General features: G+C 68.1%; 23 protein-coding genes. 18 read left to right on the forward strand and 5 right to left on the reverse strand.

Annotation, left to right across the window (positions count from 1 at the left end; translation table 11 throughout):
- Window position 1 precedes the first annotated feature (1 nt).
- The 5 genes from WS46_RS06555 to WS46_RS06575 all read left to right on the forward strand — a co-directional run bounded on the left by WS46_RS06555 (window position 2) and on the right by WS46_RS06575 (window position 3,748).
- Window positions 2-742, forward strand: coding sequence for a methyl-accepting chemotaxis protein (locus WS46_RS06555; protein WP_082725281.1), 741 nt, complete (start codon window positions 2-4; stop codon window positions 740-742).
- A complete protein-coding gene (locus WS46_RS06560) occupies window positions 739-1,323 on the forward strand; it encodes a hypothetical protein (RefSeq protein WP_059689850.1) in 585 nt (194 codons plus the stop codon). The genes WS46_RS06555 and WS46_RS06560 overlap by 4 nt, the downstream gene beginning before the upstream one ends.
- Before the next feature lie 26 nt (window positions 1,324-1,349).
- Window positions 1,350-2,309, forward strand: a complete 960-nt coding sequence (locus tag WS46_RS06565; RefSeq protein ID WP_059524919.1) for a chemotaxis protein CheX — start codon at window positions 1,350-1,352, stop codon at window positions 2,307-2,309.
- A 36-nt stretch (window positions 2,310-2,345) separates the two neighbouring features.
- Window positions 2,346-2,711, forward strand: a complete 366-nt coding sequence (locus WS46_RS06570) for a response regulator (protein ID WP_006765703.1) — start codon at window positions 2,346-2,348, stop codon at window positions 2,709-2,711.
- 242 nt (window positions 2,712-2,953) lie between these two features.
- Window positions 2,954-3,748, forward strand: a complete 795-nt coding sequence (locus WS46_RS06575) for an enoyl-CoA hydratase (protein ID WP_059690201.1) — start codon at window positions 2,954-2,956, stop codon at window positions 3,746-3,748.
- 88 nt (window positions 3,749-3,836) lie between these two features.
- On the opposite strand, the gene alr is transcribed toward WS46_RS06575, so the two are convergent.
- Window positions 3,837-4,958: an alanine racemase gene (gene alr, locus WS46_RS06580; protein WP_059689852.1), complete on the reverse strand. Its 1,122-nt coding sequence runs from the start codon at window positions 4,956-4,958 to the stop codon at window positions 3,837-3,839.
- A gap of 303 nt (window positions 4,959-5,261) precedes the next feature.
- Between alr and WS46_RS06585 the strand changes: the two genes are divergently transcribed.
- Window positions 5,262-5,633, forward strand: a complete 372-nt coding sequence (locus tag WS46_RS06585; RefSeq protein ID WP_059524922.1) for an MAPEG family protein — start codon at window positions 5,262-5,264, stop codon at window positions 5,631-5,633.
- A 48-nt stretch (window positions 5,634-5,681) separates the two neighbouring features.
- Here WS46_RS06585 and WS46_RS06590 read toward each other — a convergent pair whose 3' ends face one another.
- Window positions 5,682-6,635 carry a LysR family transcriptional regulator gene (locus tag WS46_RS06590; RefSeq protein WP_059689854.1) on the reverse strand — a complete coding sequence of 318 codons (954 nt, stop codon included), beginning with the start codon at window positions 6,633-6,635 and terminating at the stop codon, window positions 5,682-5,684.
- A gap of 120 nt (window positions 6,636-6,755) precedes the next feature.
- Between WS46_RS06590 and WS46_RS06595 the strand changes: the two genes are divergently transcribed.
- The 8 genes from WS46_RS06595 to WS46_RS06630 all read left to right on the forward strand — a co-directional run bounded on the left by WS46_RS06595 (window position 6,756) and on the right by WS46_RS06630 (window position 17,030).
- Entirely contained in the window at window positions 6,756-10,298 is a 3,543-nt protein-coding gene (locus WS46_RS06595) for an ABC transporter ATP-binding protein (protein ID WP_059689855.1), read from the forward strand.
- Between the two features lie 389 nt (window positions 10,299-10,687).
- On the forward strand, window positions 10,688-11,440 hold the full coding sequence (glnH, locus tag WS46_RS06600) for a glutamine ABC transporter substrate-binding protein GlnH (protein WP_059689861.1): 753 nt from the start codon (window positions 10,688-10,690) through the stop codon (window positions 11,438-11,440).
- 15 nt (window positions 11,441-11,455) lie between these two features.
- The gene (gene glnP, locus WS46_RS06605) at window positions 11,456-12,163 is read left to right on the forward strand and encodes a glutamine ABC transporter permease GlnP (protein ID WP_175912039.1); all 708 of its coding nucleotides are present in this window, start codon (window positions 11,456-11,458) and stop codon (window positions 12,161-12,163) included.
- Entirely contained in the window at window positions 12,160-12,888 is a 729-nt protein-coding gene (gene glnQ / locus WS46_RS06610; protein WP_059524930.1) for a glutamine ABC transporter ATP-binding protein GlnQ, read from the forward strand. The genes glnP and glnQ overlap by 4 nt, the downstream gene beginning before the upstream one ends.
- Window positions 12,889-12,908: 20 nt before the next feature.
- Window positions 12,909-13,958 carry a C45 family peptidase gene (locus WS46_RS06615; protein ID WP_059689862.1) on the forward strand — a complete coding sequence of 350 codons (1,050 nt, stop codon included), beginning with the start codon at window positions 12,909-12,911 and terminating at the stop codon, window positions 13,956-13,958.
- 15 nt (window positions 13,959-13,973) lie between these two features.
- Complete coding sequence (locus WS46_RS06620) at window positions 13,974-15,308, forward strand: aspartate aminotransferase family protein (protein ID WP_059689863.1); 1,335 nt, start codon at window positions 13,974-13,976, stop codon at window positions 15,306-15,308.
- 25 nt (window positions 15,309-15,333) lie between these two features.
- The gene (locus WS46_RS06625) at window positions 15,334-15,888 is read left to right on the forward strand and encodes a carboxymuconolactone decarboxylase family protein (protein WP_059689864.1); all 555 of its coding nucleotides are present in this window, start codon (window positions 15,334-15,336) and stop codon (window positions 15,886-15,888) included.
- Between the two features lie 329 nt (window positions 15,889-16,217).
- Window positions 16,218-17,030, forward strand: coding sequence for a hypothetical protein (locus WS46_RS06630; RefSeq protein ID WP_059689865.1), 813 nt, complete (start codon window positions 16,218-16,220; stop codon window positions 17,028-17,030).
- Window positions 17,031-17,144: 114 nt separating this feature from the next.
- Here WS46_RS06630 and ahpF read toward each other — a convergent pair whose 3' ends face one another.
- Both ahpF and ahpC read right to left on the reverse strand, forming a co-directional pair.
- Complete coding sequence (gene ahpF / locus WS46_RS06635) at window positions 17,145-18,743, reverse strand: alkyl hydroperoxide reductase subunit F (protein WP_059689866.1); 1,599 nt, start codon at window positions 18,741-18,743, stop codon at window positions 17,145-17,147.
- 125 nt (window positions 18,744-18,868) lie between these two features.
- Window positions 18,869-19,432 (reverse strand): alkyl hydroperoxide reductase subunit C, encoded by a 564-nt coding sequence (ahpC, locus tag WS46_RS06640; RefSeq protein WP_059689867.1) that lies wholly within the window; start codon window positions 19,430-19,432, stop codon window positions 18,869-18,871.
- Window positions 19,433-19,753: 321 nt separating this feature from the next.
- On the opposite strand from ahpC, the gene WS46_RS06645 reads away from it, so the two are divergent.
- The 3 genes from WS46_RS06645 to WS46_RS06655 are packed head-to-tail and all read left to right on the forward strand — an operon-like array spanning window position 19,754 to window position 22,733.
- Window positions 19,754-20,710: an ABC transporter substrate-binding protein gene (locus tag WS46_RS06645; RefSeq protein WP_059689868.1), complete on the forward strand. Its 957-nt coding sequence runs from the start codon at window positions 19,754-19,756 to the stop codon at window positions 20,708-20,710.
- Between the two features lies 1 nt (window position 20,711).
- Window positions 20,712-22,016: a dicarboxylate/amino acid:cation symporter gene (locus tag WS46_RS06650; protein ID WP_059689869.1), complete on the forward strand. Its 1,305-nt coding sequence runs from the start codon at window positions 20,712-20,714 to the stop codon at window positions 22,014-22,016.
- A gap of 15 nt (window positions 22,017-22,031) precedes the next feature.
- On the forward strand, window positions 22,032-22,733 hold the full coding sequence (locus WS46_RS06655) for an aspartate/glutamate racemase family protein (RefSeq protein WP_059689870.1): 702 nt from the start codon (window positions 22,032-22,034) through the stop codon (window positions 22,731-22,733).
- Window positions 22,734-22,754: 21 nt separating this feature from the next.
- Here the strand turns inward: WS46_RS06655 and WS46_RS06660 are convergent, their stop codons facing one another.
- Entirely contained in the window at window positions 22,755-23,648 is an 894-nt protein-coding gene (locus WS46_RS06660) for a LysR substrate-binding domain-containing protein (protein WP_059689871.1), read from the reverse strand.
- Between the two features lie 177 nt (window positions 23,649-23,825).
- Between WS46_RS06660 and WS46_RS06665 the strand changes: the two genes are divergently transcribed.
- Window positions 23,826-24,992, forward strand: coding sequence for a branched-chain amino acid ABC transporter substrate-binding protein (locus tag WS46_RS06665; RefSeq protein WP_059689872.1), 1,167 nt, complete (start codon window positions 23,826-23,828; stop codon window positions 24,990-24,992).
- Window position 24,993 lies beyond the last annotated feature (1 nt).

Raw genomic sequence — 24,993 nt, forward strand, 5'->3', positions numbered from 1 at the left:
CGTGCAAGCGTGGATGATCCCGATCGGCGCCGCGCTGGCGGGCGGCCTGGTGGTCGCGGCGGTGGCCGCGATCGTGTGTCGCATCGCGCGAGCGCGGCTCGTTGCCGCGCTGACGCGCGAAGCCGGGGCGTTGCGCGCCGCGCTCGGCGCGGCCGATGCACGGGCCGATGAAGCCGTTGCCGCACATGCCGAAGCGGCACAGGCGTGGGCGCGCCGCGAAGCGGCGCTCGAGGAGGCGCTCGCGCGCGAGGCGGCCGGCACCGGCGAGCAGCGCGACGCGCTGCAGGCGCTCGCGGCCGAGCGCGCCGCGCTGTCGCAGCATGCGACGAAGCTCGCCGACGAAGCCGCGCGGCTGCGCGGGCTGGCCGGCACGTTCGAACGCTGGCACGAGCAGATGATCTCGCTGACCACGCAGAACCAGGACATGCGCACGAAGAACCAGGAGCTGTCGGCGATCGTCGCGCACGTGTCGATCGTGTCGCTGAACGCGTCGATCGAGGCCGCGCGCGCGGGCACGGCCGGGCGGGGCTTCTCGATCGTCGCGAGCGAGGTGCGCGGGCTCGCCGCGCGCTCGCAGCAACTGTCGAACAGCTATCGCGACAGCCTGAATCGCAACGATCTCGTGACGGCCGCGACGTTCCAGGACATCCAGGCCGGCGGCAAGATGATCACGGCCGCGCTCGCGACGGTCGAGTCGCTGGCCGGGCAACTGCATGCGCGGCTCGAGGGAGCGGCGGCGTGATCACCGCGCAGGCCCGGGCCGGTTTCGAGCGGATCTTCTTCGATGCGGCGCGCACGCGGCTCGCGTCCGGCGGCGCGTGCGAAATCAGGCCGGCCGACGGCGATGCGCACGACGCGTCGCACGATCCGTCACGCGCGAAATCGTGCGCGACGCCGAAGGTTACCGAACACGTCGCAGTGCTGACGATCTCGGCACTGCATTTCCGGCTGCTGCTCGCGCTGCGCTTTCGCGACGACGAACCGACGCGTCGTCATTTCGCCGCGACGACGCCCGGCGCGAGCGCGCAGCGGCCGCTGCCCGAGGCGTTCATGGAAGTCGCGAACCTGTGCTGCGGCGCGATCAACCAGGCGCTGACCGCGCCGTTCCCCGATCTCGGGATGTCGACGCCTTACCTGTTGAACGGCGCGAGCGTCGACTACCTGCCGGCGTTGCATCCAGACCACGTGGCCGCGTACGACGTGACGCTCGACGGCGACGTGCGGATCGGCGCGACGCTGTGCGTGTGCGCGAACGCGCCGGTCGATTTCCACGTGCCGGAAGCGGCGAGCGTGGACACGGGCGGCGAGCTCGAACTGTTTTGACCGATTGTGAGGAAGGACTCCGCGAGATGACCGTAGACCAACCCGTCAGCAAGGTGCTCGTGCTCGACGACAGCCGCGCGCATGCGGCGACGATCAAGCGCTTCTGCGACGAGCACAACCTGGTCGGCCTGACCGTGCGGCGCAACCGGCTGCTGAAGGTGCTGCGCTCGAACATCGATCTCGGCGCGATCCTGCTCGCCGAAGACTACGGCGGCTCGCCGGACGAAAGCGCGATCATCGCGACGCAGATCGATGCGCTGCGGCCCGAGCTGCCGATCATCCTGCGCCGCGCGTCGAATGCGTCGCGCGACGGGCTGCCCGATGCGCTCGCGCGCGTCGCGTGCGCGGCCTACGTCGCCGACGACCTGACGCCGCTCAAGCGCGCGATCGACGAATACCTGTTCGGTCGCGACTACCCGAACGCGCTCGTGCGCGGCATCGCGGAGATCACCGAGGCGCGGCTCGACAGCCTGTTTCCGGGCCTCGCGATCGAGCGCGACACGCCGTGCATCGTGCGCGACCAGATCATCTTCGGCGAGGTGTTCAGCCTGATCGCGCTGGAAAGCGCGTGGTGCCGCGGCTACATGCTGCTGCAGACGAGCGAGCAGCCGCTGCTCGACATGATCGGCGGCACGCGCGACGACGGCCGCGCACCCGATTTCCGCGACGTGAACAACGTGCTCGGCGAGTTGACCAACCTCGTGTGGGGCGCGTTCAAGAACCGCTATCTCGGCGACGCGGAGGCACTCGCGCGCCATCCGGTGCAGGTGCCGCTCGTCGTCAATCACAAGCAGAAGTTCATTTCGTTCGGCGGCGACTGTCCGCAGCTGTGTTTCAAGTACCGGATGACCGACCCCGAGTCGGGACGATCGGTGCGGCTCGACCAGCGTTTCGTGTTCAGCCTGAGCTGGTCGCCGGAGGATTTCCGCGAGTCCGTGCAGGACGTGGGGCCGATGGTCGAGTCGGGCGAACTCGAACTGTTTTGAATGTTGAAGTCAGCAACAAGGAAAGGGGAATACGGCATGGCAAAGATTCTGGTGGTCGACGATTCGGGCACGGTGCGTGACGAGGTCGCGGGGTTCCTGCGCAATCACGGGCTCGACGTCGCGACGGCGGTGGACGGCAAGGACGGGCTCGCGAAGCTCAAGGCGACGCCCGGCGTGCGCCTCGTGATCAGCGACGTGAACATGCCGAACATGGACGGCCTGACGATGGTCGAGAAGATCCGCGGCGAGCTGGCGAATACGTCGGTCAACGTCGTGATGCTGACGACCGAAAGCAGCCCGGCGATGAAGGAGCGCGGCAAGGCCGCCGGCGTGAAGGGCTGGATCGTGAAGCCGTTCAAGGGCGACGCGGTGCTCGACGCGCTGAAGAAGCTCGCGGGCTGAGCGCGCACGCGGGGGATGCATCGCCGTCGAGCGGCGATCGATGGGCAGCCTGGGTGGCCTTCGCTTCACGGTGCGGCGGGCGTGCAAGCCGGCTTCGCCGGCCGGCCGGTCGGCCCCGCTGGACGCCGCGCGCAATGTGGAGGACGATTCGTGATCATGTCGATCGCGAATCCGGGCGCGTGCCGCCCGTGCTGCCGGTGCTGCAGATTCGCGCCCGATCGAACCCCGTCGAGCGGAGCATCATGGAATCCCGTCACGAAACACCCGAGCCGATCCTGCTGCGCGACGTGCGCGACGGCGTCGTCACGCTGCGGCTGAACCGGCCGCAACAGTTCAACGCGTTGTCGGAGGCGATGCTGGCGAGCCTGCAGGACGCGTTCGATTCGCTGGCCGCCGATCCGCACGTGCGCTGCGTCGTGCTCGCCGCCGAGGGCAAGGCGTTCTGCGCGGGCCACGACCTGCGGCAGATGCGCGCCAAACCCGAACTCGATTACTACCGCACGCTGTTCGCGCAATGCAGCCGCGTGATGCTCGCGATGCGCGCGTTGCCGGTGCCGGTGATCGCACGCGTGCACGGCATCGCGACGGCGGCCGGCTGCCAGCTCGTCGCCGCGTGCGATCTCGCCGTCGCAGCGGACACCGCGCGCTTCGCGGTATCCGGAATCAACGTCGGGCTGTTCTGTTCGACGCCTGCCGTCGCATTGAGCCGCAACGTGTCGGCGAAGCGCGCGTTCGACATGCTCGTCACCGGGCGTTTCGTCGATGCGGCGACGGCGGCTGCCTGGGGGCTCGTCAACGAGGCCGTGCCCGAGGATGCGCTCGACGCGGCCGTCGCGCGCAAGGTCGCGGAGATCGTCGCGAAGAGCCCGGCGGCGGTGCGCTACGGCAAGCAGATGTTCTACCGGCAGCGCGAACTGCCGCTCGACGACGCGTACGCGTTTGCGGGCGACGTGATGGCGCGCAACATGATGGAAGAGGACGCCGGCGAGGGAATCGACGCGTTCCTGGAGAAACGCAAGCCGGTGTGGCGTTCGTAGCGCGGCCCGCGCGTGCGCATTGCCCGCGCCAGCGCGCTGATCCGGATGCGCGGCGACAGCGAGCGTGCCGCCGCATCCGCGCCGGGCATCAACGCCCGTAGCTGCCCGTGCGCAGCGCCGGCTGCATCGTCGACGCGCCGGGCGGCACGGTCACGACCGGCACGCGGCGCGCGAGTGCGCACATCAGCTCGTAGCCGATCGTGCCGCTGGCTTCCGCGACGTCGTCGACCTTCACCCGATCGCCCCACAGCTCGACGCTCGAACCGATGCCCGCGTTCGGGCACGGCGTCAGGTCGACGGTCAGCATGTCCATCGACACGCGGCCGACGACGCGCGTCATCACGCCATCCACCGCGATCGGCGTGCCGGTGGGCGCGTGGCGCGGATAGCCGTCCGCGTAGCCGCACGCGACGACGCCGATCCGCATCGGCCGGTCCGCCGTGAAGCGACGGCCATAACCGACCGTTTCCTCCGGCGCGAGCGTCTGCACGCCGATGATCTTGCTCGTCAGCGTCATCGCGGCCATCAGCGGCGTGTCGGCGATGTGCCGCGACGCGCCGGTCGGCGACGCGCCATACAGGATCGTGCCCGGCCGCACCCAGTCGCGATGCGCGCGCGGATGCCACAGCACGGCCGCCGAATTCGATGCCGAGCGCTCGCCCGGAATTCCGGCCGTGGCCGCATCGAATCGATCGAGCTGCCAGTCGACTTCGCCTTCGTCGGCATTCGCGAAATGCATCATCAGCGTGATCTTGCCGATCGACGGCGCGGCCGCCGCGCGTTCCCACGCGGCGCGGAATGCGTCGGGCCGGTAGCCGAGCCGGTTCATCCCGGAGTTCATCTTCAGCTGGATGTCGATCGGCTGTCGGGGCTTCGCGGCGATCAGCAGATCGAGCTGCGCGTCGCAGTGCACGGCCACCGTCAGCCGATGTCGATCGGCCAGTTCGACGTCGTCCGGCTCGAAGATCCCTTCGAGCAGCAGCACCGGCTTGTCCCAGCCGAGCTCCCGCACGCGCACGGCTTCGTCGAGATCGAGCAGCGCGATGCCGTCGGCGGCCGCGAGGCCCGGATAGATCCGCTCGATCCCGTGACCGTATGCGTTGGCCTTGACCACGGCCCATACGCGCGATTGCGCGGCGGTGCGGCGGATGAAATCGAGGTTGTGGCGGACGGCGTCGGGACGGATATGGGCGACGATGGGACGGGGCATGAGCGGGCTCGGGTCGAAAGTCGTTCGGCGCACGCGGCGGCGCGGCGCGGGTGAGCAGGCTGGCGCGGCAACACGCCAAGCCAGTGTTGAGCGCTATCTTATTGGTGTTCGACCAGTTTTAATTAACGTATTTGTCGGCGATTTGGTGGAATTTTTGGTGCCGGATCCATGCCGTCACTGCCTTCGGCAGGCGGTTTTGCCGAGTCTCCCGTCTAGAAAACCGGTGCGCGAACCGCCCGGTGCAATGCTAAGCTCTGCGCGACCGTGTCATTGATCAATGTAATCATAAAGGAGGAGACTTTGATGACGACGTCCCAGATCTGCCTGTTCATCGTGGCGCTGTTGCCGTTCCCGATGACGTTTCTGGCCAAGGCCCGCAAGGGCTACGACAACCGCGCGCCGCGCGAGTATCTGGCAAGGCTCGAAGGCTGGCGCGCGCGGGCGCAGGCCGCGCACCAGAATGCGTGGGAAGCGCTGGCGCTGTTTACGGCCGCACTGGTCGTCGCATGGCACAACGGCGCGAACGCGCATCACGTCGATCAACTCGCGATGGGGTTCGTCGCGCTTCGCGTCGTCTATGTGCTGACGTACCTGCTGAACTGGGCGTCGCTGCGCTCGCTCGTGTGGTTCGCGGGGATGGCCTGCGTCGTCGCGTTGTTCTTTGCCGCGCCGTGACGAGAGGATGAGCGGGCGGCCCCGGCGCGGGCCTGGCGCGCGGGTTCGCTACGCACCGCCCGCGCCGCGCGCGTGACTGTCGTTGGATGCGAGCGCAACGATCTTCGCGAGCTGGAACGGTGGTGCATCGGCTTCGCGGCGCAGGAACGCGATCAACGGATCGAGCAGCCGATGCCGCGCCGACGGATTGCGGCGCAGCACGAAGCGCCATGACGCATCGCGTGCGAGGCCCGGCACCAGCGGCACCAGGCGGCCGCTGCGCAGTTCGGGCTCGATCAGCGGCACGCGCCCGAGCGCGATGCCCGCGCCGCCCAGCGCCGCGCCGATCACCTGACTGAAACTGCTGTAGCGGACGATCTTCGTTTCGAAGTCGTCCGGCAAGCCGAAGTGCACGGCCCAGTTCCGCCAGTCGATTTCGGGGCTGTCCTCGTGCATCTCCTGCAGCAGCCGCGAGCGGCATACATAGCCCGATGCATGCGGATACAGTTCGGGACTGCAGACCGGAAACACGGTTTCGCGCATCAACACGTCATCGTCGTCGCGCAGCCGGTGCGCGGGCACGTGCACGATCGCGAGATCGACGCCGCTGCGCGCGAAATCCGGTTCGTCCTCGACCACGACGGCATGCAGCGGCGTTTCGGGATGCAGCGACGAGAACTCCGCGAGGCGGCGCGCGAGCCACATCGACGAAAACGGCGCGTTGGCGGACACCGTCAGGCGTTGCGCGGTGGTGCCGCGAATCTCGTCGCAGGCGTCGGTCAGCTTCGACAGCGCGTCGCTGACGGCCGGCAGCAGGCGGGCGCCCGCTTGCGTGAGGCCGATGCCGCCGAGCCCGGTGCTGCGTTCGAGCAGGCGGGCACCCAGCGATGCCTCGAGCGCGCGGATCTGGTGACTGACGGCGCTCGTCGACACGTTCAGCTCGGCCGCCGCGCGCGCGAACCCGCCAAGGCGGACGGCCGCCTCGAAAGCACGCAGCGCGCTGAGGGGAGGAAGGTGCGACATGCGGGGTATTGTAGTTGACTCAACACCCGTTGAAAAATCATCTTTTGCCGCGCGTCGGGTGCGCGGGTAGCCTTGGTCCGGTCAATCGAATCACAACCAAAAAACCGACCGGAGGGCTTCATGTATTTCGACCGACGACTATGGGCGATGATGGCCGAAATGCGCTGGCGGGTTGCCGCCGCGGTTGCGCTCGGGCTGCTCGCGATGAGTGTCGGCATCCTGCGTTTCGTGTTTCTCGGCCGCGTGCTGGCGCTCGTTTTTGCCGGCGCGCCGGCGCGCGATATTGCGGAAACCGTCGCCGCAACGGCGGCTTGCGTGCTGCTGCGCGCATGGCTCGATCATCGCCGCACGGTGCTCGCGCAGCACACGGCCGGGCGCGTGCAGTCCGCGCTGCGCGCGCGGCTGTTCGACCGGATCGCCGCGCTCGGCCCCGCCTGGTTCAGCGGCGAGCGCACGGGCGGCGTGATGCTGGCCGTCGTCGACGGCGTCGAGCAACTGCAGACCTTCTTCGGCGTCTACCTGCCGCAGCTCGTGATCGCCGCGTGCGCGCCGGTCATGATCTTCGCGGTGCTCGCGTGGTGGGACGTGCCGACGGCCGCGATCCTGCTGGTCGCGGCGCTCGTCACGCTCGCGCTGCCGCAATTCGTGCATCGCGCCGATCGGCGCGCGGCGCTCGCACGCTCGGCCGCGTTCAAGGCGTTCGGCGAGGAGTTTCTCGACGCGGTACAGGGCTTGCCGACGCTGAAGGCGTTCGGGCAAAGCGGTGCGTTCGGCGCGAAGCTGGCGGCCAAGGCGCGCGCGCTGTCCGACAGCACGTTCTGGGTGCTCGCGCTCGGGCTGCTGACGCGGCTCTTCACCGATCTCGGCACCGGCCTCGGCGCGGCGGCGGCGATCGCGGTCGGCGCATGGCGCGTGCGCCATGGCGACATGAGTCTCGAGGCGCTGCTGATCGTGCTGATGGCCGGCAGCGAAATCTTCCGGCCGCTGCGCGACCTGCGCGGCGTGCTGCACCAGGGGATGATCGGCCAGTCGGCGGCGAACGCGATTCACGCGCTGCTCGACGCGGGCGGCGACGCACCGCCCGCAGTCGCATCGCGCGTGCCGCACGTGCGGCCGGAGATCGTGTTCGACGGCGTCAGCTTCGCGTATCCGGGGCGTCGCGCGGACGCGCATGCGTCGCTGGGCTTCACGGTGCGCGAAGGCGAGACGGTCGCGATCGTCGGCCCGAGCGGTGCCGGCAAGTCGACCATCGTGCGCCTGCTGCTGCGCCAGCACGATGCGCAGGGCGGCACAATCCGCATCGGCGGCCACGACGTGCGCACGCTCGACGCCGATCAGGTGCGCGAGATGATTGCGGTGGTCGCACAGGACGCGACGCTGTTCGACGGCAGCGTCGCCGACAACCTGCGGCTCGGCCGTCCCGATGCGAGCGACGCGGACATGATCGCGGCCGCGCGCGCCGCCAACGCGCACGATTTCATCTCGGCGTTGCCCGACGGCTATGCGACGCGCATCGGCGAACGCGGGCTGATGCTGTCGGGCGGTCAGCGCCAGCGGATCGCGATCGCGCGTGCGCTGTTGCGCGACGCGCCGATCCTGCTGCTCGACGAGGCGCTGTCGTCGGTCGATGCCGAGAACGAGGCGCTGATTCAGCAGGCGCTCGACCGGCTCACGCGCGGGCGCACGACGCTCGTGCTCGCGCACCGGCTGTCCAGCGTGATCGGCGCCGATCGGATTCTGGTGCTCGACCACGGGCGGGTGGTCGACGAGGGCACGCATGCGGCACTGATCGCGCGCGATGGCCCGTATCGCCGGCTGATGGGGCCGCAGCTGGAGGCTGCCGCCGAAGCCGTCGGCATGGCCGCGACCGCCGGCGGCGCGGGCGCACGCGCCGCGTCGGGCCCGCAGGTCAGGCCGCTGAACGACGATGCGGCGACCATCGGCTGGCCCGAAACGTTGCGCGCGCTGCTGCGTTTCGTCAGTCCGTGGAAGGGCAAGGTCGTGCTGACCGTGCTGTTCGGAATCGGTCGCGTGCTCGCGTTCATCGGCGTCGGCGTGATCGGTGCGCTGGTGGTCGGCGGCGTGTCGACCGGACACGCGAACGGCGCGCTCGTCGTGGCGCTGCTCGTCGTCGCGCCGGTCGCGGCCGTGCTGCACTGGCTCGAATCGTGGCTCGCGCACGACATGGCGTACCGGCTGCTCGCCGAGATGCGCATCGCGCTGTTCGCGACGCTCGAACGGCTCGCGCCGGCCGGGTTGCTGCGCCGCCGTTCCGGCGACCTGGTCGCGCTCGCGACGCAGGACGTCGAGACCGTCGAATACTTCTACGCGCATACGCTCGCCCCGGCGTTCGTCGCGGTGCTGGTGCCGGCCGGCGTGCTGGCGCTGCTCGCGTCGGTCGCATGGCCGCTCGCGCTGGCGTTGCTGCCGTTCCTGCTGTGGGCCGGACTGGCGCCCGTGCTGGCGCGGCGCGACGTCGACCGGCTCGGCACCGGTGCCCGCGAGGCGCTCGGCCAGCTCGGCGCGCATCTGACCGAAACGATCCAGGGGCTGGCGGAACTGACCGCGTTCCAGGCGCTCGCGCGGCGGCGTGCCGCGTTCGTCGCGGAAGCCGACGCGTACGGGCAGCAGCGCGCGAAGCTGCTCGACGACCTGTCGTCGCAGAGCGCCGCGCTCGAAGTCGCGAGCGGGCTCGGCGGGCTGGCCGTCGCTGCGCTCGGCGCGCTGCTGTGCGCGCGTGGCTGGTTCGCGCACGAATCGTTGCCGCTGCTGGTGCTGGTCGCGGTGGCCGCGTTCATGCCGGTGGCGGAGATCGGCCAGGTCGCGCGGCAGCTGGCCGACACGATCGCGTCGACGCGGCGCCTGCGCGCGCTCGAGAAGGAGCCGGTGACGGTCGTCGACGGCACGCACGCGCTGTCCGGCAACGCGACCGTGCGGTTCGAGGAAGCGGGTTTCACGTACCCGGGACGCGGGGTGCCGGCGATCGATCGCGTGAGCTTCGAGGTGCCGCCCGGCAGCACGGTCGCGCTGGTGGGTGCATCGGGCGCCGGCAAGTCGACCGTCGCGAGCCTGCTGCTGCGCTTCTGGGATCCGCAACACGGGCGCGTGACGCTCGGCGGCACCGATTTGCGCGACCTGAGGCTCGACGATCTGCGCCGGCACATCGCACTCGTCGCGCAGGACACCTATCTGTTCAACGACACGCTCGAAGCGAACATCCGGCTTGCCGCGAACGATGCATCGGACGAGGACGTGCAGCGCGCGATCGATCAGGCGGCGCTCGGCGATTTCGTCGCGCGGCTGCCGGACGGGCTCGCGACGCGGGTCGGCGAGCGTGGCGTGCAGTTGTCCGGCGGGCAGCGCCAGCGCGTCGCGATCGCGCGCGCGTTCCTGAAGGATGCGCCGGTGCTGATCCTCGATGAAGCGACTTCGCATCTCGACACGATCAGCGAGCAGCAGATCCGCGCGGCGCTGGAGGACCTGATGGCGCAGCGGACGTCGATCATCATCGCGCACCGGTTGTCGACCGTCCGCAACGCGGACACGATCCTCGTGATCGAGCACGGCAGGATCATCGAGGCGGGCACGCATGCGGCGCTGATCGCGCGACAGGGCGCGTATGCGCGGCTGGTCTCGCATCAGGCGAGCGGGGTGGCGGCGTGACCGACCGCGCTTCGAGGCCCTGCCGAACGGCGTTGTCGCTCGCGGTACACGCCGTTCGTTGAGCCGCGCCGGCGGTGTGGCCGGCATCACGATCGCCGCGGCGTCGGCGCGCAACGGGCCCTCCGGTCGCGCCGAATTGCCGGGCGTTCTGCGCTTCCACGCCATGCGCCCATCCACGCACGCCTTTCCTCTGATCAATCCCGCCCGTGCGGCTCGGGTTTGTCTCGATTCATTTTCCTGTTGAGTATTTTTTTGTTGTCGTAGTATCCGTGTTGACAACACTTGTTGCACTAAGATCTAATTCAACATCGCATGTTGCGGTGCGGCTTGATGTCGTCGTTCCCCGGCCAGGCGGCCGGTTACATCGCTCAACCATGCGGAGAAAAGTCATGAGTCGCCGTTCCTTCCTGAAAGCCGTCGCGGTGGTCGCCGCGCTCGGCGCCAGCATCGCGCACGCGGATACCAGGACGCTCGTCGTCGGGACCGATACGTCGTTCATGCCGTTCGAGTTCAAGCAGGGCGACAAGTACGTCGGCTTCGATCTCGACCTGTGGGCGGAGATCGCGAAGGACCAGGGCTGGAAATACACGATCCAGCCGATGGATTTCGCGGGCCTGATCCCGGCGCTGCAGACGCAGAACATCGACGTCGCGCTGTCGGGGATGACCATCAAGGAAGAGCGGAAGAAGGCGATCGACTTCTCCGCGCCGTACTACGACAGCGGCCTCGCGGCGATGGTGCAGACGGACAACACGACGATCAAGTCGATCGACGACCTGAACGGCAAGGTGATCGCCGCGAAGACGGGCACCGCGACGATCGACTGGATCAAGGCGCACCTGAAGCCGAAGGAGATCCGCCAGTTCCCGAACATCGACCAGGCATATCTCGCGCTCGAGGCCGGCCGCGTCGACGCGGCGATGCACGACACGCCGAACGTGCTGTTCTTCGTGAACAACGAAGGCAAGGGCAAGGTGAAGGTCGCGGGCCAGCCGGTCAGCGGCGACAAGTACGGGATCGGCTTCCCGAAGGGCAGCGCGCTCGTGCCGAAGGTCAACGCGTCGCTCGTGAAGATCAAGGCCGACGGCCGCTACGCGCAGATCTACAAGAAGTGGTTCGGCGCCGAGCCGCCGAAGATGTGAGCGTGACGGCACAGCATGGCGCGGCCGGGCGGCCGCGCCGGTCTTGAATCGGACGGGGAGCGACAGGTGAATTTCGATTGGTCGGCGATCTGGGCGGCGTTGCCGGACCTGATGGACGGGGTCCGGTTGACGGTGTTCATCGCATTTTTCGGGCTGGTGGGCGGATTCGTCGTCGGGATGATCGCGGGCATGTTCCGCGCATACGGACCGAAGGCGATGAACGTGCTCGCACAGGTTTATATTGAACTGATCCGCGGCACGCCGATCGTCGTGCAGGTGATGTTCCTGTATTTCGCGTTGCCGCTGCTCGCGCATATCCGGATCGACGGCCTGACGGCCGCGATCATCGCGATCACGGTGAATTCGGGCGCGTATCTCGCGGAAGTGGTGCGCGGCGCGCTGCTGTCGATCCCGAAGGGGCTGACGGAAGCGGGGCTCGCGATGGGCCTGTCGATGCCGCGCGTGCTGCTGAAGGTGGTCGGGCCGCTCGCGTTCCGGCGCCTGATTCCGCCGCTCGGCAACCAGTGCATCGTGAGCCTCAAGGACACGTCGCTGTTCATCGTGATCGGCGTCGGCGAATTGACGCGCAAGGGGCAGGAAATCATTGCCGGCAATTTCCAGGCGGTCGAGATCTGGACCGCGGTGGCCGTCATCTACCTGATGCTGACCGGCGCGATGACGCTGACGCTTCGGCTCGTCGAAAAGAGGATGCGCATCTTATGAGCATGATCGAATTCCAGAACGTGTCGAAGAGCTTCGGCCATGTGCCGGTGCTGAAGCATATCGACCTGAAGATCGATGCGGGCGAGGTGGTCGTCGTGATCGGTCCGTCGGGCTCGGGCAAGTCGACGATGTTGCGCTGTATCAACGCGCTTGAGAAAATCACGAGCGGCGAGCTGCTGGTCGACGGCCAGAGCGTGCGCGGCAACGCATCGACGATCCGCAACATCCGGCTCGAAGCGGGCATGGTGTTCCAGCAGTTCAACCTGTTTCCGCAGATGACCGCGCTCGAGAACGTGATGTTCGGGCCGACCCAGGTACGCGGCGCGTCGCGCGCCGACGCGCGCGACCAGGCGATGGCGCTGCTCGACAAGGTCGGCCTCGAATCGCGCGCGAATCATTATCCGTCGGAGCTGTCGGGCGGCCAGCAGCAGCGCGTCGCGATCGCACGCGCGCTCGCGATCCGGCCGCGGCTGATGCTGTTCGACGAGCCGACGTCGGCGCTCGATCCGGAATTGCGCCACGAGGTGCTGAAAGTGATGCAGGATCTTGCGACCGAAGGGATGACGATGATCGTCGTCACGCACGAGATCGGCTTCGCGAAGCGGGTCGGCACGCGGTTGCTGTTCATGGATCAGGGCGGCATCGCCGAGGACGGCCATCCGGTCGACCTGATCGACCGCCCGCCGACACCGCGCCTGAAGGAATTCCTGAAACACGTGTCCTGAACGAAACCGAATCAACCGACATGCCGCTTTCCCCATCTCCCGTCATCGCCGGCACGCCGTTCGACATCGGCGTGCGCCTCGGCGAGCTTGCCCGCCCCGTGTTCGATGCGTACATGCAGCAGAGCAGCGCATGGCAGGCCGTGCGCCGCTGGCGCGGCCATCCGTTCGTCGCCGCGCTGCGACAGGCCGCGCTGGCCGCGTACCCCGATCTCGTCGCGGAACTGGACGGGATCGCGGCAGGCGTCGGCTGGCCGGCCGAGGACATCTTTCTGTGGAACTGCCGCGGCGAACTGATCCATCGCGCGCCGGACGGCTGCACGACGCTCGCCGGGCGCGATGCGCACGGCACGCGCTGGATCGCGCACAACGAGGACGGCGATCCGTACCTGCGCGAGCGCTGCCTGCTGGTCGACGTGCAGCCGCAAGGCAAGCCGGGCTTCATCAGTTTCTACTACCCGGGCTCGCTGCCCGGGCATACGTTCGCCGCGAACCGCGCGGGCATCGCGCAGGCGATCAACAACCTGCGGATCCGCACGCCGGCGCTCGGCGTGCCGCGGATGATCCTCGCGCGCGCCGTGCTCGACGCCACATCGCTCGATGCGGCCGCCGACGTGCTGCGCACGCATGCGCGCGCGAGCGGCTTTCACCACACGCTCGGCGCGACCGGCGATCCGCGGCTCCTGAGCATCGAGGCGAGCGTCGCGCGCTGCTCGGTCGTCGAAGTCGCGCGTCTTGCCGGTCACGCGAATCATCTCGTGCATCCGGGATGCGAGGGGGAAGCGCAGATCGTCACGCAATCGTCCGGCGATCGTCAGCGGCGTGTCGATGCGCTGACGCCGGGCATCGACGCGATCGACGAAGCCGCGTTGCTGCGCGTGCTCGGCGACCGCGCACCGGAAGGACTGCCGATCTATCGCGACGATCCGGCCGACCCCGATGACGAAAACACGTTGGCGACCGCCGTGTTCGCGATTCGCGACACCGCGATCGACTTCACCATTCACCAGCACGGCACGCAGCGCTTCGCGACGCGCATCGTGCCGTCCGCGCACGCGCGCAGCGCGTCCTGATCCATGAGGCAACGCATGACGACCGTTTTTCATCGCGCTCCACGCGCCACCTTGCCCGTCGCCGTTGCAGGCGACGGCATCGAGATCATCGATTCGACCGGCAAACGCTACATCGACGCGTGCGGCGGCGCGGCCGTGTCGTGCCTCGGCCACAGCAACCAGCGCGTGATCGATGCGATCAAGCGGCAGGTGCAGCAACTGCCGTACGCGCATACGTCGTTCTTCACGACGGACGTGGCGGAAGAACTCGCCGACCGGCTCGTCGAGGCCGCGCCGGCCGGTCTCGAACACGTGTATTTCGTGTCGGGCGGATCCGAGGCGATCGAAGCCGCATTGAAGCTCGCGCGTCAGTATTTCGTCGAGAAGGGCGAGCCGCAGCGTCGCCATTTCATCGCACGTCGCCAGAGCTATCACGGCAACACGCTCGGCGCGCTCGCGATCGGCGGCAACGCATGGCGGCGCGAGCCGTTCCTGCCGCTGCTGATCGAAGCGCATCACGTGAGCCCGTGCTACGCGTATCGCGACCAGCAGGCCGGTGAAACCGACGAAGCCTATGCACAGCGCCTGGCCGACGAGCTGGAGCGGACGATCGTCGAGCTCGGCGCGGAAAACGTCGCGGCATTCGTCGCGGAAACGGTGGTCGGCGCGACGGCCGGCGCGGTGCCGCCGGTGCGTAGCTACCTGAAGAAGATTCGCGCGGTGTGCGACAAGTACGGCGTTCTGTTGATCCTCGACGAAATCATGTCGGGGATGGGGCGCACCGGTTACCTGTTCGCGTGCGACGAAGATGGCGTCGCCCCCGACCTGCTGACGATCGCGAAGGGGCTCGGCGCAGGGTACCAGCCGATCGGCGCGACGCTGGTGAGCGATCGCATCTATCGCACGATCGTCGACGGCTCGGGTTTCTTCCAGCATGGCCACACGTATCTCGGTCATGCAACGGCCTGTGCGGCCGCGCTCGAAGTGCAGCGCGTGATCGCCGAAGAGAAGCTGCTCGACAACGTGAAGGCGCGCGGCGAGCAACTGCGCGCGTCGCTGCGCGAGCATTACGGCGCGCATCCGCATGTCGGCGACGTGCGCGGCCGCGGGCTGTTCGTCGGCGTCGAGCTCGTGCGCGATCGCGACAGCAAGGCGACGTTCGATCCCGCGCTGAAGCTGCATGCGGCGGTCAAGCGCGAGGCGATGCAGCGCGGCCTGATGGTGTATCCGATGGGCGGCACGATCGACGGCGTGCACGGCGATCACATCCTGATCGCACCGCCGTTCGTCTGCACTGCGCAGCAGATCGACACGATCGTCGAACGGCTGTCCGGCGCGATCGATGCGGCGCTCGCATCGGCCGGCGCGTGAACCTTTATCTCATCGAATCCTCACCATGACGGACAGACTGCCTCCCTTCGATCCCGCATCGGCCACCGACGAGCAGAAGGCCGTGCTCGCCGACATTCTCAGCGGCCCGCGCGGCAACCTGAACGGGCCGTTCCTCGGCTGGATCGCGAGTCCCGAGCTCGCGCAGCACGCGCAGCGGCTCGGCGCGTTCTGCCGCTATCGCACGGGTCTACCGCTGCGACTGTCGGAGCTCGCGATTCTCGTGACGGCCGCGCGCTGGCGCTCGCAGGCCGAGTGGCACATCCATCATCCGATCGCGCTCGATGCCGGTGTGCCGGCCGCGACGGCCGACGCGATCCGCCGCGGCGTCGAGCCGGCGTTCGAATCGGACGACGATGCGCTGATCCATGCGTTCGCGACCGAGCTGTACGATACGCGGCGCGTGAGCGACGCGACGTTCGCGCGCGCGCAGGCGCGTTTCGGCCACGAGACCGTCGTGAACCTCGTCGCGCTGCTCGGCTATTACGCGCTCGTGGCGATGACGCTCAACACGTTCGCCATGCGCGCGGACGGACAAACGGATTTGCCGTTTCCGGAATAATTGCCGCATGCCGGATTGTGTCGATCGCGTTCATTGCGTATGTCGTTCATACGCGCCGGCGCGGCAAGGTGTGGCGCCGTTTCTCGACACGCGGTACGTTCCCTGGCTCGCGGTGGTGCAGCGCGAATGGCCGACCTTCCGCGACTTCGATCGTCCGATGCAATATCGCTGGGGGCGGTGTCGAACCGTCTGACGATAGGGCGAGGCGGTCTTGCAAGGCCGCGCCGCTCTGGGGTCGACATCAATGAAACCAATTGTATTCGTGCGGGATCAGCCGCGATCGCACGCGTATGATGGCTTGTTCACGTCGATAAGATCGGTGAGCAAGCATGACTAGTACCCGTAAGACATTGATGATCGCCGGCGGCCTGCTGGTTGCCGCGGCCGGCACCGGCTACGTGATGCTCCTGCGTGCGGACCACCGCGCGATCGCGGAGGCCGGCATCGGCGACGCCGCGGCCCCTGCTGCCGCCGTGACGGCAGCGAACGACGGCCACACCGCACAAGGCACGATCGCGCCGCCTGCGGCGGTCGCCATCCCTTCCAAGCATATAGATGAGGCCGTGCCGCAACCAGCGGCCGTACGGCCGCCATCCGCGGCTCCTGCGCGTACGAGCGCGGCGCCGGCATCCGCTGCCGTCGCGCCGGTCGTCGCCGCGCCGGCGCCACCGGCGAAACCGAGTGCGCCACCGCCGACCGTCCATGTCGTGACGGTCGAGCCGGAGGTTGCGACCCCGCCGAAAGCCCAGCCCGCTCCGCCCGTAAAAGCGCCGGTACAAGCGGCGCAACCCGTGCAATCGACGCCGCCGGCCCAGGCGACGCAGGCGGCTCGGCCGAGTCAGCAGGCGGAGCAGCCGACCCAGCGCGCGGCGCGCAAGCGCGACGGGCTCGAGCGCCACGCGGCTGCGCCCCCCGCGATGAAATCCGAAACGCCTGAAACCGCTGCACTCGTGCGGGAATCGGCAAAGCTCGATCCGTCGTTGCCGCCGCCGCAATACGTGGCGACGCCGAGCGCCGATCGGCAGCACGCGACGACGGGCGCGAATCCGGTCGCTGCCGCGATGACCGACCAGCTCGTCAAGCAGTCGAGCAGCTTCAAGGCAGCCACACCGGCGAACGCGGGGCCCGGCGTGGCTCAGTGAGAACGGAGCGGCCGCGCTCGCGCAGCGTCGCTCGATGCAGGATGAAAAAGGGCCCCGCACGCCGACCAGGGCATGCGGGGCCAAGAGACACGAACCTGTGTGGTGCGTCGCGCGTTACGCGGCGATCGCTTCTTCGGCCTGCGGGGCGTCGGCGGTAGCGGGCGTCGCGTCTTGCCGGATCAGGTGATCGAACGCGCCGAGCGATGCCTTCGCGCCTTCGCCCACCGCGATCACGATCTGCTTGAACGGCACCGTCGTCACGTCGCCGGCGGCAAACACGCCCGGCACCGACGTCGCACCGCGCGCATCGACGACGATCTCGCCGTGCTTCGACAGTTCGATCGTGCCCTTCAGCCATTCGGTGTTGGGCACGAGGCCGATCTGCACGAACACGCCTTCGAGATCGACCCGCTTCGTTTCACCCGAACGCAGATCCTTGTAGACGAGCCCGTTCAGCTTGCTGCCGTCGCCGGTCAGCTCGGTCGTCTGCGCCTGCGTGACGATCGTCACGTTCGGCAGGCTGCGCAGCTTGCGCTGCAACACTTCGTCCGCGCGCAGTTGCGCGCCGTATTCGATCAGCGTGACTTCCTTCACGATGCCGGCCAGGTCGATCGCGGCCTCGACGCCCGAGTTGCCGCCGCCGACCACCGCGACGCGCTTGCCCTTGAACAGCGGGCCGTCGCAGTGCGGGCAGTATGCGACACCGCGGTTGCGGTATTCGCGCTCGCCCGGTACGTTGATTTCGCGCCAGCGCGCGCCGGTCGCGAGAATGATCGTCTTCGCCTTCAGCACGGCGCCATTCGCGAGGCGGATCTGGTGCACGTCGCCCGGAATCAGCGCGTCGGCGCGCTGCACGTCCATGATGTCGACGTCGTACTGCTTCACGTGCTGCTCGAGCGCCGCGGCGAACTTCGGTCCTTCCGTTTCCTGCACCGACACGAAGTTCTCGATCGCCATCGTGTCGAGCACCTGGCCGCCGAAACGCTCGGCGACGACGCCCGTCGCGATGCCCTTGCGCGCCGAATAGATCGCGGCGGCCGCACCGGCCGGGCCGCCGCCGACGATCAGCGTGTCGAACACCGGCTTGTTCTCGAGCGACTTCGCGGCGCGGGCGCTGGCGCCCGTGTCGAGCTTCGCGAGGATTTCCTTCACGCTGCTGCGGCCCTGGCCGAACGATTCGCCATTCAGGAACATCGTCGGCACGGCCATGATCTGGCGTGCTTCGACTTCGCTCTGGAACAATGCGCCGTCGATCGCGACGTGGCGGATGCGCGGGTTGATCAGCGACATCACGTTCAGCGCTTGCACGACTTCCGGGCAGTTCTGGCACGACAGCGAGAAATACGTCTCGAACGCGTAATCGCCGTCGAGCGCGCGGATCTGTTCGATCACGTCGTCGTCGAGCTTGAGCGGATGGCCGCCCGTCTGCAGCAACGCGAGCACGAGCGACGTGAATTCATGGCCCATCGGGATGCCGGCGAAGCGGATGCCGGCCGGCTTGCCGGGTTCGCCGATCGAGAACGACGGCTTGCGCTCGGCATCGTCGCGGCGTTCGGTTACGGTCACGCGCGACGTCAGCGACGCAATCTCGTTCAGCAGCGCAAGCAGTTCCTGCGATTTCGCGCTGTCGTCGAGCGACGCGACGAGTTCGATCGGGCGCGTGATCTTTTCGAGGTACGCTTTCAGTTGGTTCTTGAGATTGGCGTCGAGCATGGCGTTTCGGATTCCGTATTGATAATTATGGTCGGGCACGTCGTGCCGGAGAAGGGCGCGGGCCGCACGAGGCGGCCCGCATTCGCGTGACGCGCGCGCCTCGTGCGAGGCGCGCGGCGCGAACGTCAGATCTTGCCGATCAGGTCGAGCGACGGGGTCAGCGTTTCCGCACCCGGCGTCCACTTGGCCGGGCACACTTCACCCGGGTGTGCCGCGATGTATTGCGCGGCCTGCACCTTGCGCAGCAGTTCGCCTGCGTCGCGGCCGATGCCGTTATCGTGGATTTCGCACAGCTTGATCTCGCCTTCCGGGTTGATCACGAACGTGCCGCGCAGCGCCATCCCTTCTTCCTCGATCAGCACGTCGAAGTTGCGCGACAGCGTGAGCGTCGGGTCGCCGATCATCGGGTACTTGATCTTGCCGATCGTGTCCGACGTGTCGTGCCATGCCTTGTGCGTGAAGTGCGTATCGGTCGACACGCCGTAAATCTCGACACCCAGCTTCTGGAATTCCGCGTAGCGGTCGGCGAGGTCGCCCAGCTCGGTCGGGCAGACGAACGTGAAGTCGGCCGGGTAGAACACGACGACGGACCACTTGCCCTTGAAGTTCTCTTCGGACAGGGGCACGAAATCGCCGTTGTGGTATGCGGTTGCCTTGAACGGTTTGATTTGGGTGTTGATGATCGGCATCTTGCGAGTTCCTTTGCTTGGGTGTTGATGAAGTGTTGCCAGTATCCGGGTTCACCCCAGGTTTGTGAAATTGCTTGTTTCAATCCGCGGCATCGGGAATTTCTATCTGCTTCCGGCCCCCGTCGCGACGGGCCGTCCGGTTGGCCCGTGCCGTCCGGGCCGGGCCTTCCGACGGATTTCGGCCGACCGGCGCTTCTGACACATTGGGCGTGCGGGAGGGCGTGGCGCCGGGCGACGGCGACGCACCCCGCGCAAGAGCCCGGCGCCCGTTCGGTACGAACGGCTGCGCGGTCGTCAGACACGCTTCGTCCCACTGCCGCCATGAACCTCTTTTCCGGACGCGCCCTGTGTGCGCTGCTCGCGTGGTTCCGCGAGATTGTCCCCATGTGGCGACGCCTGCATCGGCTCCTGCGCGGTGTGGCCTGCGTATTCGTGGCCCTCTCGTGTGCCGCGCCGGCGCTCGCCGTCGATGCGTCCGCGCCGGCCGCGACGGCGACACCCGCCACCACGTCGACCGGCCTCGTGCAGATGCCCGACGGCCGGCTGCTCGCGCCCGAGTTCGCCCGCATCGTCTCGCGCGGCGCGCTCGTCGTCGCGGTGCTCGGCGTCGATCAGCCGCCGTTCTTCATGTCGCGCAACGGCGCATTGGCAGGTGTCGACATCGATCTCGCCGACGAACTCGCGAAAAAGCTCGGCGTGTCCGTGCAGTTCGACCGCGATGCGCGCACGTTCGACGATGTCGTTCACCTGCTCGCGACCGGGCAGGCCGACGTCGCGATCAGCAAGCTGTCGCGCACGTTGCCGCGTGCGCAGGTGATCCGCTTCAGCACGCCGTACATCAACCTGCGACGCGCGCTGCTGATCAACCGCGTCAGCTTCGCGGAACTCGCGAAAGGGCGCGCGCTGCCGGAAGTCGTGCGCGATTACCGCGGCACGATCGGCGTCGTCGCGGGGTCGGCCTATGCGGAATATGTGCGCAACGACTTCCCGGCCGCGCGGGTGCGCACGTATCCGAGCTGGCCGGCGACGCTCGACGCGCTGAACGCCGGCGCGGTCACGGCCGTGTATCGCGACGAACTCGCGATCAAGCTGGTGATGCAGGACGACCCGACCGCGCCGATCCGCTTGCGCGTCGCGACCTTCGACGACCTCACCGACGCGCTTGCCGTCGGCGTGCCGGTGTCCACGCCGACGTTGCTCGCGTTCGTCAATCAGTTCCTGGCCGAGCGCAACAAGCGGCTCGACGTGAAATCCTTGCTCGATGCGATGGGTCGCTGACATGAACATGAACGAGAACATCAGGATCATGCCTCGCATCGAGCGGCTGCATGCGTTCGCGATCCATCCGTTGACGGTCTTTGGCAGCCTCGCGCTCGGGATCGTGGCGGGCGTGCTGTGGCCGGCCGCCGCGCCGAAGTTCGACTATGTGGGCCAAGTGTACGTCGGCCTGCTGAAGATGACGGCGCTGCCGTTCATGACGGCCGCCGTGATCTTCAGCCTGCAGCGGCTGCTGCGCGACGGCAGCGCGTCGGATCTCGTGATGCGCGTGATCGCGACCTTCGGCTGCGCGTCGGTGTTCGTCGTGGCGGTCGGCGCGGTCGTGCTGGTCGCGATGCGGCCGGGCGAGCATCTGTCGAACGCGACGCTGAAGGCCTTCGGCGCGCTGGTCGGCAGCGACGGCGCGGCGAGCGACACCGTGATGACGCTGTACGGCACCGATCCCGCGGAGAAATCGTCGGGCCTTGCCGACATGCTGATCGCGCTGGTGCCCGGCAACTTCTTCGCGGCGCTCGCGAGCGGCGACACGCTGAAGGCGCTGGTGTTCTCGCTGTTCTTCGGCTTTGCGTCGGGACGCGTGCCGGCGAGCATCTCGGCGGCGCTGAGCCAGACGCTGGAGACCGTGTATTTCACGTGTCAGAAAATCATGCACTGGCTCGCGTATCCGACGCCGATCGTGCTGTTCTGCGGCGGCGCCGCGCAGATCGGCACGTCGGGGTTCGGGCCGCTCGAGGCGATGGTCCGCTTCGTCGCCGCGTTCGCCGTCGTCGCGCTCGTGCTGATCGCGGCCGCGATCGTCGTGATCTGGAAACGCTCGGGCGCGACGCTGGCCGAGACGCTCGCCGGGTTGCGCACGCCGTTCGCGATGGCGCTCGCCACGCGCAGCAGCGTGGCCTGCATGCCGAGCATGATCGAGTGCCTGGCCGACGGCTTCGGCTTTGTCCGTGCGCGCGTCGAACTGGTCGTTCCGCTTGCCGTGTCGCTGCTGCGCGTCGGGCCGATGGTTTATTACGCGAGCGCGACGCTGTTCGTCGCGCAACTCTACGAACGGTCGCTCGGCCCCGGCGAGCTTTGCGTCGTGCTGGTCGCATCGGTGCTGGCCGGATTCGCGTCGACCGGCACGTCGGGCGTCGTGACTGTATCGCTCGCCGGCATGGTGTGCGCGGCACTGCACCTGCCGTTCGAGGCCGCGTTCGTGCTGTTCGCGGCGATCGATCCGTTCTGCGAAATATTGCGGACGCTGTTGCTGGTGATCGGCAACTCGGCCGTCGTATCCGCGATCTGCGTGCGGCCGCCGCGCGCGTGAAGGAGGAGAAGCGTCATGGCACTCGTCGGCGTACTGGGCGGAATGGGGCCGCTGGCCACGGTCGACTTCATGCATCGCGTGATTTGCCTGACACGCGCGCGCTGCGACCAGGAGCACCTGCCGATGATTGTCGCGAACCTGACGCGAACGCCCGATCGCTCGCGCGCGATTATCGATGGCGGGACCGATCCGCTGCCGGCGCTGCTCGATGGCATCGCGCTGCTGAACCGCTGCGGCGTGGACGTGATCGCGATTCCGTGCAATTCGGCGCATCACTGGTATGCGCCGCTGCGCGAACGCAGCGCGGCGCCGATCTTGCATATCGTCGATGCGTCGGTGGCCGCGTTACCGGCTGGCGTGCGTCGCGTCGCGGTGCTCGCCACGGGCGGCACGCTGGTGTCGGGCTTCTACCAGGCGGCGCTGCGTGCACGCGGTTTCGAGCCGGTGATGCCGGGCGTGGCCGCGCAGCGCGACATCGCCGCGTGCATCGCGGCGGTCAAGGCGGGGAAGATCGACGCGTCGGTGCGGCGCCTGACGCGCGCGCTCGCGACGCTGGCACGACGGGACGTGGGTGTGGCGGTGATGGGCTGCACGGAAATTCCGATCGCGGCGCGCGCGTTGCGCGATGCACCGTTCGCGTTGATCGACAGCACGCAGGAGCTGGCGCGCGGGACGGTCGCCCATGCGGTCGCGCGCGGATGGGGGCGGGCGGTGTGACGCAACGGCGGGCCCGCGCGCTTATGCAGCCATCCGCCGGAGCCATTCCACCAGCCGCCTCGCGCCGTCCGGCATGTCCGTATCCTCGCGCGTGCACAGGTAGTAGTCGCGCCCGTCGTCGAGCGCATGGTCGAACAGCTTCACGAGTTCGCCGCTCGCCAGTTCGCGCTCGACCAGCGGCGCGCGCAGCAGCGCCGCGCCGAGATCCGCGCGCGCCGCGCTCAGCGTCAGTTGCCCGTCCTCGAACATCGGCCCCACCGCGTGCGACACGTGCCGCACGCCGGCGCCTTGCAGCCAGTTGACCCAGGTGCTGCGATCCTCGTCGTGCACGAGCGGCGCCCGCGCGAGATCGGCCGGCGTGCGGAACGGCCCGTGGCGCTTCAGGAACGACGGGCTGCACATCGGCACCATCGCGCCCGGCAGCAGCCGCTCGCAGCGGTAGCCGGGCCAGTCGCCGGTGCCGAAGCGGATCGACAGGTCGGACGCGTCGCTTCGATAGTTGCGGTGATGCGCATACAGCACGGTCACGTCGACATCGGTGTTGTCGGCGAGGAACGCGTGCAGCCGCGGAATGAACCAGCCGATGCCGAGCAGCGGAATCAGGCTGATCGTGATTTGCCGCAGCGACGACCGGTCGCGCACGAAGCGCGTCGCGCTGCGCAGCACCGAGAACGCGGCGCTGATCGAGCGGTAATAGTCGCGCCCCTCGTCGGTAAGCGCGAGCAGCCGGCCTTCGCGCACGGTCAGCGGCGTCTGGATGAACGCTTCGAGCAGCTGCAGCTGGTGGCTGACCGCGGACGGCGTGATGTCGAGCTCGTGCGCCGCCGCGGTGACCGAGCCGAGACGCGCGAATGCCTCGAACGCGCGGACGGCGCGCAGCGGCGGATCGTGCGGCAATTGTTCGATATTTTTCATGTGTCGAATTTTATCGAAAAATCAGGGTAAGCGACAACATGAAAATATCCCGTATTTACAGGCGATTACGTTATTGTGTCGGGAATGGCATAAGCATCCAACAATTGAGTATTTGGGGTGTTGGAGCCGAATATTTAATATTTTTCATATTTTGATTCGAGTCCCCGATCCCCGCACATGAAAATCGCTTTTCTTCCCGCCAGCCTCGCATTCTCCGCGGCCACGCTGATCGCCGCCGTTCCCGCCTTCGCGCAGTCCGCGCCGCAGACGATCCTGATCGGTCTCGCCGCGCCGCTCACCGGCCCGTCCGCGCGGATCGGCAAGGACCTGCAGAACGGCGCGCAACTCGCGATCGACGACGCGAACGCGACGCATCCGAGCATCGGCGGCAAGCCGGTCGTCTACAAGCTCGTCGCGGCCGACGATCAATCCGATCCGCGCACGGCCGTCGCGGTCGCGCAGCAGCTCGTCGACCAGCACGTGATCGGCGTCGTCGGTCACTGGAACACGGGCTGCAGCGTGCCGGCGTCGCGCGTCTATCGAGATGCCGGCATTCCGCAGATCGCGCCGGCGTCCACCGGCCACCCGTACACGCAGCAGGGCTACGCGACGGCGTTCCGCATCATGGGTCACGACGATGCGGGCGGCAACTTCACCGGCGCCTATGCGGTGAAGACGCTGAAGGCCCAGCGCATCGCGGTGATCGACGATCGCACGTCGTTCGGCGCGGGGCTGGCCGACCAGTTCATCAAGGGCGTGCAGGCGAACGGCGGCACGATCGTCGATCGCCAGTACGTGAACGACAAGACGACCGACTTCAGCGGCGTGCTGACCGCGATCAAGGGCAAGCGCGCGGATCTCGTGTTCTTCGGCGGGCTCGACGCGCAGGCCGCGCCGATCGCGCGCCGGATGCGCCAGCTCGGCGTGAACGCGCCGCTGCTCGGCGCCGGCGGCTTCGTGAGCCAGACCTTCCTGTCGCTCGCGGGCAAGGACGGCGACGGCGTGACGGCGCTCGAACCGGGCCTGCCGCTCGACCGGATGCCGGGCGGCAAGGCGTTCGACACGCAGTACCGCGCACGCTTTCACGCGCCGATCGAACTGCACGCGCCGTTCGCGTACGACGCGGCGGCCACGCTGATCGCGGCCGCGCAGAAGGCCGGCACGACGCAGCCGGCGAAGCTGGTCGCGGCCGTGCGCGCGATCGACCGGCCCGGCGTGACCGGCCGGGTCGCGTTCGACGCCGAAGGCAATCTGAAGGACCCGGCATTCACGATCTACCAGGTGCGCGGCGGCAAGTGGACCGTCGTCGACGTGCTCGGCGGCGCGCACCCGGCAACGAAATGAC

This window comes from Burkholderia sp. RF4-BP95 (assembly GCF_001521985.1).
GTDB classification, from domain to species: Bacteria; Pseudomonadota; Gammaproteobacteria; order Burkholderiales; family Burkholderiaceae; genus Burkholderia; species Burkholderia diffusa.